Source organism: Rhodococcus sp. IEGM 1307 (assembly GCF_030056915.1).
GTDB lineage: Bacteria > Actinomycetota > Actinomycetes > Mycobacteriales > Mycobacteriaceae > Rhodococcus_F > Rhodococcus_F opacus_D.
This window is the reverse complement of record NZ_JASHKW010000028.1, coordinates 58,130-71,813: the sequence shown is the minus strand read 5'-3', so window position 1 is coordinate 71,813 and position 13,684 is coordinate 58,130. Positions and strand designations below refer to the sequence as shown.

The following is a 13,684-nucleotide window of genomic DNA, read 5'->3' as shown; positions in this document are numbered from 1 at the left end:
GCCGCGCCCCGGGCCCCGCGCCGCGCCCCGTGGGCGCGGGGGGGGCGGGGGCCCCCCCCCCCCCCCCCCCCACGACTCGATCGAGCGACGCTCCCGTGAGCGCTAGCTGGTCAACTTCAAGTCCCATCCTCCTGTTCCTTGCATAAGTCGTCACACGCCCACTCCCCCGGTGCCGTCCAGGCCCGGTTGCGCTGCCTTGGGGGGACGGCCTCGCCAAGGTGAACCAAGGCAGTGGACTCGGGAGAGCGTCAATATGCCGGAGCAACAAGGATGCAGCGCAACGGGATGCCCCGCCGATCGCTAGAGCGAAACCGACATGCGCGCGGGGCCGTCCATCGCATCTCAGGACCCAGTTAGCCGGCGACCGGTATGACGCCACTTCCAATTGGCCCCAGCCCTCAGCGGAGATTTCCCACGAGGCTCATCAAGTGGAATGGCCTCGATGCTGATACGGCCCCAACAAGAGCGTGAAGGTTCACCGCCTCGACGTGACTTGCAACCCGTAGAGCAAGATCCGCTTCGTAACGAACGCCCCATCGATCGGTCTGGCAATGACCGTCCTACCCGGGCGTGAGACTCTTGTCGCCAGCGCCTACCGCGGCTTCCAACCTCATCCGACTGCCTGTGCGGTGATGCACGGTGCATCACCGGCGGGTTGCCACCTCCCTGGATCCTGGCGCATTGGTTTGGTCCCATTTGGATCGGTCATGCCGCCGTGATGCGCGGTGCATCCGGCCAGATCCCGTGAGGTGGTGTGTGAAAGGCCGCGACTCCTCGGGGTATACGGTCCGCGCTGCGGGCGCCCCCTCTTCGGGTTCTGCAGCGGCGATGTTGCCGCCAACGGAGTGGGCCAGATCGTCGCGGCCCGTCACAGGCACGGTGCTGACCTGGTCCGGCCCGAGGTGGGTCGCGCCCGCGGTGATGCACGGTGCATCACCGGTCGGCAGTGGAACGCTCACCTGGGCGTGAGACTCTGTGTGGCCACAGCCTCCCCCGCCTTGCATCCTCATCTGACCGCCCGTGCGGTGATGCACGGTGCATCACCGCCGACATGCCACCCGCCTCGCTCCTGCGGTATTGATTCGGCCCGGTTCGGGGTGGGATAGGCCTTGATGCACCGTGCATCACCGAAGGCCTCGACAACGGAAGGACTCGGCCGCGCGGGCGGTCAAGTAGGCGACGAGCCGCGCTGAGCGACTCCCTTGCGGTGATGCACCGTGCATCACCGCGAAGCGTGTTGTGTGGACCTCGCCTCGCCCCGGGGATCTTGACTTGGCCCGGCATGGGGTGGGTTACGCCGACAGTGATGCACGGTGCATCACGGCGAGATCCGTGAGGTGGTCTACGAAATGTTGCGTGACTCCTCGAGACATGCGGTCCGCTGCGTCCTCTCCGTTCGGGTTCTGCAGTGGCGGTGTTACCGCAAAGGGGCAGGTAAGAACGTCGAGGCCCATGACCGACGCGGTGGGGCGCCACCGCTTCGCACGGGCGGTGTTGACTTGGGAGTGGGGTGCGCCTTTGGTGATGCACCGTGCATCACCAAAGGCCGACAGGGAGTCGACAGGGAAGGGACTCGGCCACGCCTAGCGGTCAAGTGGACGACGAACCAGGCTGATCGCGAATCCTCTGCGGTGATGCACGGTGCATCACCGGTTGGCAGTGGAACGCTTACCTGGGCGCTGGGACTCTTCGCTGCCGAACCTAACCGCGGCTTGCAACCTCATCCGACTGCCTGGGCGGTGATGCACCGTGCATCACCCGGAGTTCAAAGCGATGTGATGCACGGTGCATCACCGCATAGGCGACACGCCGCCGGAGATATCAAAGGAGGCAGATCGATCCCAGTACGCTCCATCTAAATACATGCAAAGCATGCGCAGAATGGAGGATGATGAACGCCGGAGTGACATCCGAAATGGTGGCCGCCAGTCCATCGACCGGTCCGGCCGCGACCAAGCGAAAGCCAGCCGCGCGCAAACCGGCAGGCAGGAAGACAGCGAGTCGGTTCCGAAAGTTCGCTGGCGGCGAAGAGAGTGAGGAACTCGCGGCCGCCGCCTCCGGTGATGTAACTACTACGCAGGCGAATGGTGATGCAAACTCGGGCGGCATCACCGCCGCGCTGGCCGGATTGGCTGCAGCCGACGGTCAGACCGTTGTGCAGGTTCCGGTTCTCCAGACCGCCCCGCACCCGTTCAATGACCCGGACAGGTCCAAGCCTCAGACTGGCGACCCAAAGTGGGATGAACTAGTCAATGGGGCCAGGGCAAACGGCATCAAGGTTCCCGCACTGCTGGTAACGCGCGAGGGATTCCTCGCGGAGCGGCCTGACCTCGCTCACGCTATCGGTGACGATGCCGAGTATGTAGTCATCTATGGGCACCGTCGTCGTGCGGCCGCCATCGCAGCCGGCCTGGCAACGATTCCTGCGGTAATTGACGACGCCGTGATGGACGATCACGGCGACCTCGACGCCATGACGCTGGAGAATCTCGGACGCCAGGACCTTTCGGAGATCGCCGAGGCTCAGATGTTCGCTCGGTACTCCGAGTTGGGAATGGGCCAGCGTGCCATCGCGGACAAGCTGGGCGTCGATCAGGCGACGGTGTCAAGGCGGCTGTCGCTGTTACTCCTTGCCCCCGAGGTCCAGGCTGCGATTGCGGAGGACTCGATTCGAAGCGCCGAGGGCGCCGCTTTGGCGGGCGCGCTCCCCTACGGTCCCGCACGGAGCTGGCAGAAGAAGCCAGACCCGGCGCAAAGCTCGGATACCCGTCGTTCCGAGCAGCTCGCGGCGTTCACGCTGATTTCTGATCGCGGAATGAGCCCGACGCGCGCGGCTGAACGTGTGCTGACGGAACGGAAGTCCCGAGAGCAGGCATCGGCTGCGGGACTCGATATCGTGGATCCGCGCGAGCGGTTCGGTGAGAGCTTCCATGAGCATCGACTGTTCGAGGTGTCCGATATCGATCTCGCGAGCACCAAAGTCGTCGGCGCGATCGACCCCGGGCAAGGAACGCTTGTCTACTACGCCGTCGACAAACCCGCTCGAGCCGAAGACAATGCCGACGAGTTGGCCGCGAAGCGGGAAGCGGAAGCAGGGGCGGCGGCAGCGAAGGCGCGTCGAGAAGCGGGCAAGAAGCTCGCGGCCTCCGTTCCGTCACGGGAGAAGTTGGTGACCTTCTTTATCGACCAATACGCCTATGGCATCTCCGCTCTGGCGACGAGCAAGGAGGGGTGGAGGCTGGCGCAGGCATTTGTTGGATTGGAAGGTCTCGACTCCACCGAGTTCCGGGTGAGTGTTGAGAACGGCGACGAGAAGCGCCGCAGTGAGATCGCCTGGGCATGCGCGGTTGCAGGTTACGAACTCGCGGCAGCCGATTCCTCCCGGGGGTGGGGCCGTTCTGATCTCGCGTACTTGGAGTTGCTGTCCGAGCGTGCCGGTTACAAGCCGACCGCATGGGAGGAAGCCCGCCTCGACGCCGCGCGCCGCGCACTGTCTCTCGCCGATTGACGTCGGTGATGCACGGTGCATCACCGAGTTCGCCCCCGCCGCGGGGTGATGCACCGTGCATCACCCATAAGCGGACACCAACGAATTCAGAACCTTCAAACCGCAAGGAGTTCCCGTGGCTACCTACGCAGTAGCAACCCTGTCCGGCAGTGCCGGCAAAACCACAACGGTCACCTCGACCGCCACGCTGCTCGCCCAGGACGGATACCGCGTCCGAGTTCTCGACATGGACAGTCAGGCAAACGCAAGCACCTGGCTCGGATACCCGGAAGCCTCCGGCAAGACCGCCGCCGACGTCCTCCGGCGCAACGCTTCTATCAAAGAAGTCGAACGCCCAGCGCGGGTGCTGCGGGGATACGACGAAGCCGACCAACCCGTGTACGAGGAGATCCCCAACCTCACAATCGTCCCCGCCGCTCGTGACACACTCGACAAGCTGATCGTGGAGCTGCCCGCAGTAACCGGTGGTGTCCTTCATCTGCGTGACGCCCTTGAGGAAGCGGATCCTGTCGACGTCACCTTGATCGACTCCCCCGGCTCCTTGAATGTTCTGGTGATCGCCGGCATCCTCGCGACAACCGTCGATGAGGAAGGGCCGTACGGATCGTGGGGCCTGATCACATGCACGAAGCCCTCCGGCAAGGAGAACGAAGGCATCCCGGCGTTGGAGCAGGAACTGCGGAAGATCAAGCGGACCTACCGCGTCGACGTTCCGCTGCTGTCCATCGTCCCCTGCGCAGTCCCCCCGATCGGCGACGTTTACCGTGAGCAGATGGACGATCTGCTGAGCGAATACGAGGACAGGGTGACGCCCCCGATCCGTCGCGCGAGCATCGTGGATGAGGCCTACACGAACTATGTTCCGGTGCCGATCTACGGTTACAGGGCAAAGACGGTCACCAGCGACTACCGAGCTGCGCTGACTCACATGCAGAAGCTGGGGCTGTTCGGACAACGGGCAGTGGTCGCGTAGGGACTGGAGGCCACCTGTGGTGAACGATGTTGGGCGGCACATGCGGCCTTCACGTGGGACGAGCACAGTCAATGTGCCCCATGATCTGCACGCGCTCGCCCGGGCCGCGGTACGCCTCGTGCGTCGCAAGACCGGGCGACCGTACTCGCTTATGCAGTTCACGCAGGAGGCGTTCGCAGCGCAACTGAGAGTGATTGCCGAGACCTACAACGATGGTCGCGCGATTCAGCCCGACGCCGAGCCGTTGGAGCCCGGTAAGGCGGTGTGAGGCAAGGCGGGTGGCGTGGAGAGCTCTAGAGGCAGGCGGAAGGGCCTGTGACAAGCCGTCGATGCAATCGCCGCGGCGGGTAAGCCCTCTGCTGGATCGTCATAGGCAAGCGAGGGCTACCAAGCGAGGGTCGCGAGCCAAGTCGGTGTGGTCGGCGGCGCGGTTCCGGCGCCACGATCGATAGGGCTGGGCTGTCCCCTTCCCGCGTTGATCGTGCCGTGCCGGACGGTGCAGTCAATCGTGTGTTGGACGACGGAAGCGGCTCCAGAGTCCACGGCATGCGTACGCCGTTGCCGCACTGCCGCCGAAGATCAGAAGGATCAGAATCAAGATCGTCGTAACCGACGTGCTGCCCTGGCCACTGACCCATTTCCAGCCCAGCGAGAGGCCGGGCGCCAGTGCCGCGAGACCGACCGTGAGGAGTGCGACCAGACCCACGATCGTGTCTCGGGAGAACGTTGTTTCGGCCACCGCGTCACCATATCGGGACGGGTGTCCGCAGTGACGACCTTTTCCCGGAGGGTCCGCGTGCGATGTGGTGTCCGATGGGCTGGGGACGCCACCGCCACTTTGTTGAGGCGACGATGGCTCTCTCCACGACTGGACGCCCCTCCCCCGGTTCCCCGCTCCGTTCGATTATCGATTCGCGCGTGTCCTGGTGCGGTTGCCGTTATTCAGTCTGGTCTGACGCCCAAATAGAGGCGGAGTGCGTGTTCGACCAGCGCGCTACGGCTACCCGCGGACCACTCTTCGGCTAGAGCATCGAGTGTGGCGGTATCGGAGGCGATGATCCCGGCAAGAGGCACACGAGCTTGAATCTCGCTGTGCCGTCGGCGGCGCGGTTGCGCACCTGCCTCGCGCCGCTTGAACAGTCCAGCGCTTGCTTGAGGTTCTGCGGCGCTCCAGTGGCGTTGAAGTTCGCCGGCGTGCCTCTCAACAGCGTCGAGGACTACTTGCCCATAGGGACGCGCCGTTGCGCGGTCACGCTGTCTTTCCTCGAGCGTGAGTTGGCGCAGTGCGGTGTATACCGCCGGGGGGAGATAGACCTCAGGAGGGGCGGTCCGGATCGGCACCGTGCTGCTGTCGCTGCGTGTTTTGGGTTTCCGACGGGGCGCAACGACCGGCTTCGAAGCCTCGGACTGCAGTTGGGGGGCTTCAGTTTCAGCGTTCGGCAATTCTGGCGACGCGTCGTCCGACTCGGGGGGATCGGGCAACGCTGCGGGTGACGGTTCCGGTACGGTGGCCGCTGCATCGCTTTCTGGGTCGTCCGATGAGGGTGCGGACTGCGGGGCAGTCGTTTCGTCGACCGTTTCGGTGACGATGCTCAGCGTGGGGAGCAAATCGTCGAGATCTCCAAGAGCTCCGGGATCGAACGCGGCCTTCCGGCGTCGTGCACTCACGCCACTCCCCCGGAGACTTCGTCCTTCTCCGCCGAGGCCAACCGGCTGAGAACTTCTCGGGTAAGGGATTGGTAGTCACTCGCGAGACCGGACGGGTCTCGGGACCACAAACGCTCTCCAAGGCGCTTCTTGTCGCGCAGCCGCTGGATCCGATTCTTCAGTTGATCCTCGGCGGCGGCGACCAGTTCCGCGGGGGTCAGGTGACGGATCCGGAGATCGACGGCGGCTGCACGATCAGAGCGAATGAAGGTTTCGAACGGAGCAGCGCCGCTACCTTCGAGCAGGTCCTCAACCTGCTCGAAAACTTCACGGTTCCGCGCTGTCGCGCGTGGGTTCGCGTCAAAGAGAACGACACCGAGAAGTTGGATGAGGGAACCGTTCTCCCGTGCGCGAAGGTAGCGGGCCGCGAGGAGCTCCACTCCCGACAGGCTTGCATCGTCGTCCTTGGTCGGCACGAGGAGGTACCGCGCGGTACCCAGCAGTGCGTCGAGCAGTGGGGCGTCTCCGGGGCCCGAGTCGATCAGAATCAGGTCGTAGTGTTCGACGGACTGCAATTCGGTGAGGGTGGACACGAGGTTGCCCCGCAGATCCATTCCTGATTGGGCGGCGGTCGCTGCGATCGCGCCGATCACCGCGAGTGCCGGTCCTCCGGGGATGAGATCGAGGTTCGGTCGGACCTCTCGGGTGGGTTCGAGCGGGTGCGCGTACTGAAGGGCCATGCTGAGGCCCTTCCCGCGGTCTCCCTCAACTCCGAGATCGGAGGCTGTGACGTTTGCCTGCTGGTCCGCGTCAACGACGAGTACCCGGCGTCCGGCGGCTGAGACCATGCCTGCGACCGCTGCGACGATCGAGCTTTTGCCGACACCGCCCTTTTGGTTGGCGATGAGCACACTGCGCGGGGGCTGCGTTGGTGACATGCATAGCACGGTACGGCTGGCCGGTCTCCTAGATGGCCAACGACACGCCCCTGTCTAAGGGGGTGCAACACGTCATGAGTATCGCCGTTGCTAAGGCTATTACCCACGCCTGTTCAATGGTGGTTGGAAAGGTTGCGCAACAGGTCTTGGTAAAGGCTTTGTGAATGGTGTTGACAGTGGCCTCATGGGCCGTCTTGCGAAAGGTCGGGTTGATGTTCGTGTACACGGCCTATTCGAGGGCGGTGTATCTGGGCATAAACAAGGTGACTGTGACGATCATGTCACCGGCGGTTATCACGGTGTTTGTTAAGGACGTTGTCAAGGCCATATTTAAGGCCATAGATATACGAGCAGTTCAGAGGGTATTTTGTTCGTTCAGATTGGCAGACGTGAACGGTTCACATAGCGACGAAATTAGTTCTCTTGTTGCCCGAATCTGCGCGGTGGGGGAGTGGTCTCTGCCTGCTCGACACCGACCATTCGGTGCCACGGTGGGTCGTTCCCCGACACGGAGTGGCGAGGTAGGAACCTGGTCTTGCTGACGGCAGCCGAAGGTGGCCTGGCGCCTCTCGTGAAGCGCGGAGTCATAAACCTCCTGTTCAGAGGGGGAAATAGCTCTCGTTGCTGCATACCCGGGCCGGGGAGCGGGGGTGGGTGCCGGCTGGCCTTCGGTGCACCACCAAGAGCGCGATTGGCGTCCATGTTCAACTCCTGGATTCAGCTGCCATGAACAACTCATGTAAGGCCATATGCAAGGCCATACCAAAGGCCATTAGCATGGTCGCCACTGCGGTCTCTGGTTGGCCGGGGCGATCGGTGAAGAGTGTCGCCGAGTAACGCCTGGAATCCGCTCTTAGGTGCGCGGCCACGCCTGGAACCAACCCACATTTAGCCCGCCGCACCCCCACCCGGTGTTACGTCACTTGACGAAACGCCGGGAAGGGGCTGTCCTATCACTTTCGAGATAAGTGACGGCCCCAGTCTCGGTAGAAGGGACGCCTGCAAACGGGTCTTGATAGCTCGGAGCGAGAAGCGGGGCCGAAGGCATTCGTCACGTCATCGTCAATGAGCGCAAAGCCGTCGGCGCAGTGCCTCCAACCAGTTATCGCGTGCCGGCGCAAAATGGGGAACCGTTGCACAAGTCATGCTGACCGCAGCCATCACGTCTGATGGCAACGAAATGCCTGGTCAAGAGGTTTCGGTGTGGTTTCTAGCAGCGGGATCTAGGCCCGTCTGCCCCTCGGCGAGCGGTAAGTATTCTGCGGAAACGGCGAAGGCAAGTAGCTAGGTCCAGTCACTTCCACAATCTGTTATCAGACCCACGCTAAAAGGAGCTCAGCACTCGATGTGAGGAAGAGTCCCCAGGTCAGGACCTCTTCCAAGAGTATAGGCGCCATCCGAGCAATGGAAGTTGCGATCGACTGTTGCGGGGAGCTGCCTCGGGCTCCATCAACGTCAGAAGGAAGTGTCAGGGGGTGGTCGTGTGAGGGTGTGGGGAGCGGGGTCCGCTTCAGTCGGCCGCGCGACCGGGGTGATGCACCGTGCATCACCACATCCGGCAAACGAGAACATCGCGTCCGCAGCTGTGCCAGCACGGCACGGCGTGGCGGATCCACGAAAACGACCGCTACGCCTGGAATGATGTGCGCGTGAGCAATCACGATGTGTCACGCCCTGCAAGCTCGACGTCAGCGGAGGCCATGCCTACCGTTCCGTCGGGCGGTGACGCGACGGAGTCGCTGCCGGGAGTTGACGATCGAATCGTCGCCGAACTCGACCGGCTGCAATCTGCCAGCACTGCACGAAATTACCGGCAGGACTGGGTTAGGTTCGCGAGTTGGTGCGCGCCCCGTGAAATTTCATTGATGCCGACCGATCCTCGTGCTGTCGCCGCCTATGTGCGTGAGAGCGCGGAGACGCGGTCCGAGGTGGGCGATCGGATGTACTCCATTGCGACATTGAGTCGGTGGGTGGCGTCCATCAACTATTGGCACCGCGCATCTGGATTGCCCCTGCCCGGTCGGTCGCCGTGTGTCAAAGACGCGCTCGCGAACGCGCGAAGGGCGTACAAGCAGAACGGTGACCGCCCGACCAAACGGGCGCACCCACTTCGTATCGGCGAGCTCGAAGGAATTGTCGATGCGAGCCGTCGTGACGCGACGACATGGGTCAAGCGTGCGCGCGAGCGCCGTGACAGCGCACTGTTGCTCATGGGTTTCGCGGGGGCACTTCGGCGCTGCGAGCTGTCCATGCTCACCATTGCCGACGTGGCCCAGTGCGGAGACGGGGATCTTCGCGTCCAGATTCCAGGTCCGCACGGGGGTCTGGTCGATGGCTTGATCAACCATGTCGAGTCATCGCGGGATCACACAATGTGCGCGCCGTGTGCCTACAGGCGCTGGCTCGAGGTGGTTTCGGCTGTCGACGGCTTCGGTCGTCCAGGTGTGATTCGGTTGCTCCACCAACACGAGGAGTTCGAAGGCCACGTCTGCCTTTCCGCAGCGCCAGTTGTCCAGGATCCGGCGCTACCGGTTTTCCGTGCGATCCGTGCGAACGGCAACATAAACTCGGGCGCGCTCTCGGGCGCTGCAATTCATGCCGCGATACGGCGGCGCGCAGCCCTTGCCGGCCATTCCCACGAGTTCGTCGAAAGGGTAGGGGGAGAGTCGTTGCGGGCCGGCTCTGCTGCGGGGCGCCTGGACAACGACTCGCAGCGCTGCCGATCTTTGCGCCGCACGGCTTAATGTCGTGAGTGGTCTTGTGAGCGAGCGTAAGAAGAGTTGGGCTCCGGGCCCGATCTCGCTATTGGGAGCGAAGGTGACAGAGGGCGGGGCTTTGGTGAGCCTGCGGTTGCATCTTCGTCCGTTGCGCGGCTGGCCCGGGGGACGAGGCCGAACGTGCGGAGGGGGCAGCAGGCCGACTCGGGAAGAGAACTCTCTGGGGGACACATGGCTCGGGTGCGTGATCGGCGGCATCGTATTGCATAGCCTCGTACTGTGACGATCGGGCAGTCGGAAATCAAAGGCGTGCAGGATTTTTCCGCGCTGTTTCCCCGGCAGGGTCAGGGTGCACAGTACCGATACGATTGGGCTCTGTTCGCTGATTGGTGTACTGCGCTGGCGGCGTCGGCGCTCCCCGCTGATCCCCTTGCCCTCGCGAGCTTCCTTGACGAGCATCCGGCGGCTCAGTCCACCCAACGGCGCCGTGTCGCAGCGATCAATTGGGTGCACAACGCCAGTGGGTACCCCACGCCTGGGTCTGCTCGAGTGATCCGCCAAGTTCTGTCAGCACGTGCAGGTAGACGCGACGATCTCTCTCGCACCGCACGCGGGGCGTTGTTGACGCTGCCAACTGTCGGTTGGCCACAAGGACTGTTTGGCCGAAGGGATGCGCTCATCCTGGTGCTCAACTGCATTGTTGGGATGTCCGCGATCGAGGTGGGGGACCTTCAACGGAGCGACGTCACGTATGACGGGAGTATCGTGGCCGTCGGCGCCGGACACGCTGTGGAGCTGCACCCATTAGCGGACGACCCTCGGTGCTGCCCTGTCGCGATCTACCTGAGATGGGCACGCCTTCAGGCGTTCTTCGATCGCTACCCCTCGAACCGAGTGCTCGCTCGAAGTCTTGCCAGTGCTCATGAAATCGCCGATGACACAGTGGAGCCCTACGGGAAGCTGCCGGGTCTGCGGGAGGGCCAGGACGGGCCCCTGCTGCCGAGCTTCGATCAGTGGGGACATTTCGCCGCACTCCGCCGCGATCGCCGCGGGGTGTCCGGCAAGTCGGTCACGGCGATCGTTACTGCGCATCTGACGGGAGTCACTTCGGCGAGTCATTCCCGCTCCGATCCGACGGACAGGCTTGCCGATGTCGAGGTGGAAGATGAGGTGTCCTCTTCTTGTGTCGACGGCTCCGAGAACGGGATGGACTTCACATCGTTCGGCCCGGACACACTTGCCGATCAGTATGAGGTGGCTATCGCTCGGAAGTATGCGGATGTCCGGGCATTGGGAGACCTCGCCGAGGCGTTCGAGGATATCGATCGGAAGGCCGACGCGATCCTAAGTCGCACTGAGGAGCTGCTCGCGCAGATGGGCCTGGCGTAGTCGCGGGCGGTGCGACCGCGGGAATGCACAAGACCCTGTAGGGCAGTCCTGTCCCAGTGAGTGAACGCTGAACAGTGTCCTTCGCCGAGAGGTTTGAGGGTGGGTGAGGATTCCGCCGTGCAATACGGGCGTACGTATTGCACGGCATGGGAACGTCCGACCGCGCAGGCGGATGGCGTACGACAATTCCCGCACCTGGATTTCTAAGGACCTCCGCAATGGGCATAGTGCGAAGATGCAGAGACTGCTCTATGCCTGTTAGACGGAGGGACTGTTGGGTCGGGATCGGTGGCTACGCTGCGGTTCTCGGTCCGCGCGGGCGGGGACCCGGAGAGACTCCAAGTGCGGCGAGTGGGCCACGCTCTTCGTCTGGTAGCGCATCGGCTCTCCACTTCTTCACTGCCCGGTAGAGCCACTGACCGACCTGCTCGCCGTCAGCGTTGACATAGTTCGCGGGAACGAGTGCATTGCCATGCTGCTCACGGTAAGCGGCGATCTCGGCCAGCATTCGACGCCGCTTGCTGTCTGTCCGGGTGACCGCGGGTAGTGGGGCGTCGTCGTCTTCGCTCCATACGAAGCCGATTGAATCGAGTTGGTGAATGCGCTCTGCCGGAAGAGTGCCGAGCATTCGCGCGACGCGCTGGCGGTACTGCCAGCGACCGAGCTGGAAGCCACATTCAGTTACGTAGTTCTCGGGTATCGCTGTGTGAGGATGTTGTTGCCGGAATGCTGAGTACAGCTCCAGCGCCGAGGCTGCGGACCGGTGAGTACGCATCGAGATCAGTCCTTCTGTGGAATCCATATATTTGTAAAGTACATAGCTTCTTCTTCAGCGATGTCAACCACATCGACCGCGTGTCATGAAAATCGCCCAGATCGAGGTGAGGCGACCACCGGACTGTCGGCGAGCATCTGTTCACCAGATTGCCCGATCGTGTCCTTTTGCAGTCGTCCTCAGTGAGACGGCCGAAGGCATTCCCTCCGTTCGCATCAGCGGGATCTGGAAGTGTCGCATTCATTTAGTTCGGGGTCCTGTTGAGCTGTGTGGACATCCGAGGGATCCTCGCAATGGCCGCATGTTGTTGCTCCTCGCGGGCTCCGAAGGTCCGCGCCCGCCGAGAATATGACATCTCGCTATCGGGGATTCATTGTCGCGGTTGGTGTTCAGGCCGCGTAGGTCCAGGAGTATCAGCTGGCGGTGGGGCATCATGGTTGCGCGCATGCCCGTGAATCAGAGGCCCTGCCGTCGGCGGGATGTGGACTGCTTGAATTTTCGCGGCTCCAGTGCGATGCGAGTTGTGAGCCGGGACCTATGCCGAGTGGGCAGTGATCGCGCCGCCCTACTCAACGCTGGAATCAGCGGTGTTCTGTTCGAAACCTGTCACGGAGTGGCAGGGGAACATTACTTCGCAGTAGTGTTCCCCGGGTTATCGACGATGAAGGAGTGGAATAGTGGCGCGCAAGATTGTTGTCGAATGCATCGACGACATCGACGGAACTCCGATCAAGAACGGTAACGGGGAGACGATTGCGTTCTCTGTCGACGGCGTCGACTGCGAGATCGACCTGAAGGACAAGAACGCCAGGGAATTCCGCAGTATTCTTACCTACTACATCGAGCACGCAACTCGAGTCGGCGGAAGGAAGCGTCGGTCGACTCCTTCAGTAGAAACGTCGCAGGGGCGCAAGCGGGCAAAGGAAATTCGGGAATGGGCGACCACGGAGGGCTATCAGCTGTCCGCGCGCGGACGTATCCCCGCTCAAATCGAGGAAGCGTACAGCGCCGCTCACTGAGTCCACGCCTTCGCGCGAATTCGACAAACAGCCTCCAGCCAGCTCACTTCGAGTTGGCCGGAGGCTGTGGCGGTTCCAAGGTCAGGAGGCGGACGACGCTTCTATCAGTGCCTGGCGCTGGTTGGCTCCGAGTCCGCCGATACGACGGGTCTCGGCGATCGACAGTTCCTCGAGGAGCTTCGCGGCCTTCACGGATCCGACGCCGGGGAGAGCCTTGAGCAGCGCCGAGACCTTCGTCTTCTTCACGATTTCGTCTGTTTCGGCCTTCGTGAGTACCGCTTCGACGCTGAGGTCGCCAGCTTTCACTGCGGAGAGGAGTTCGCTACGCGCCTTGCGTGCTTCAGCGGCCTTCGCCAGTGCTTCGGCGCGTTGTTCGGGTGTTAAGACAGGCAGTGCCATGATGGTGCTCCTTGTTGCGTTGTTCGGCCAGATCGTGTGGCTGTCCCTTGCCATCGTGCCAGGTGGAACGGAAATGTCCGCGTCTTGAGCGGTTGGGACCGACCTCCGGATGGCTGTTCTTACGTCTACGGATGTGGGCGACGGTGTATTCGAAGAATACGTCGTCTGGGTGGTCATCGTCGCAGAGTCGCTTCTCGATACTTCGAGGTGCATGAGCTTGGGTCGGCGTGCTACCCACCTCCGTGCCGGCGTTAGGAGGGGCGGCCGAAGGTTCCTCAGTTTCGTGCGCTCGGATGGATTGCGCAATGGTGTCGGTGGT

Annotated in this window: 9 protein-coding genes; 5 read left to right on the top strand and 4 right to left on the bottom strand. The window is 62.8% G+C overall.

Annotation, left to right across the window (positions count from 1 at the left end; all coding sequences use genetic code 11):
• The first annotated feature begins 1,888 nt into the window (after positions 1-1,888).
• Together QM841_RS37905 and QM841_RS37900 are read left to right on the top strand one after the other, a co-directional pair.
• Entirely contained in the window at positions 1,889-3,508 is a 1,620-nt protein-coding gene (locus QM841_RS37905; RefSeq protein WP_283335962.1) for a ParB/RepB/Spo0J family partition protein, read from the top strand.
• A gap of 115 nt (positions 3,509-3,623) precedes the next feature.
• On the top strand, positions 3,624-4,481 hold the full coding sequence (locus tag QM841_RS37900; RefSeq protein ID WP_005571224.1) for a ParA family protein: 858 nt from the start codon (positions 3,624-3,626) through the stop codon (positions 4,479-4,481).
• 502 nt (positions 4,482-4,983) lie between these two features.
• On the opposite strand, the gene QM841_RS37895 is transcribed toward QM841_RS37900, so the two are convergent.
• The gene (locus QM841_RS37895) at positions 4,984-5,220 is read right to left on the bottom strand and encodes a hypothetical protein (protein ID WP_283335961.1); all 237 of its coding nucleotides are present in this window, start codon (positions 5,218-5,220) and stop codon (positions 4,984-4,986) included.
• Between the two features lie 925 nt (positions 5,221-6,145).
• Positions 6,146-7,066: a ParA family protein gene (locus tag QM841_RS37890; protein WP_043792356.1), complete on the bottom strand. Its 921-nt coding sequence runs from the start codon at positions 7,064-7,066 to the stop codon at positions 6,146-6,148.
• Positions 7,067-8,715: 1,649 nt separating this feature from the next.
• Between QM841_RS37890 and QM841_RS37885 the strand changes: the two genes are divergently transcribed.
• Positions 8,716-9,810: a site-specific integrase gene (locus QM841_RS37885; RefSeq protein ID WP_283335960.1), complete on the top strand. Its 1,095-nt coding sequence runs from the start codon at positions 8,716-8,718 to the stop codon at positions 9,808-9,810.
• Positions 9,811-10,062: 252 nt separating this feature from the next.
• Positions 10,063-11,172 (top strand): site-specific integrase, encoded by a 1,110-nt coding sequence (locus QM841_RS37880; protein WP_283335959.1) that lies wholly within the window; start codon positions 10,063-10,065, stop codon positions 11,170-11,172.
• 292 nt (positions 11,173-11,464) lie between these two features.
• Here the strand turns inward: QM841_RS37880 and QM841_RS37875 are convergent, their stop codons facing one another.
• Positions 11,465-11,974: a helicase associated domain-containing protein gene (locus QM841_RS37875; protein ID WP_283335958.1), complete on the bottom strand. Its 510-nt coding sequence runs from the start codon at positions 11,972-11,974 to the stop codon at positions 11,465-11,467.
• A gap of 650 nt (positions 11,975-12,624) precedes the next feature.
• On the opposite strand from QM841_RS37875, the gene QM841_RS37870 reads away from it, so the two are divergent.
• Positions 12,625-12,966, top strand: coding sequence for a histone-like nucleoid-structuring protein Lsr2 (locus QM841_RS37870; protein ID WP_005564738.1), 342 nt, complete (start codon positions 12,625-12,627; stop codon positions 12,964-12,966).
• Positions 12,967-13,047: 81 nt separating this feature from the next.
• Here the strand turns inward: QM841_RS37870 and mihF are convergent, their stop codons facing one another.
• Complete coding sequence (gene mihF, locus QM841_RS37865) at positions 13,048-13,365, bottom strand: integration host factor, actinobacterial type (protein WP_005564740.1); 318 nt, start codon at positions 13,363-13,365, stop codon at positions 13,048-13,050.
• Positions 13,366-13,684 lie beyond the last annotated feature (319 nt).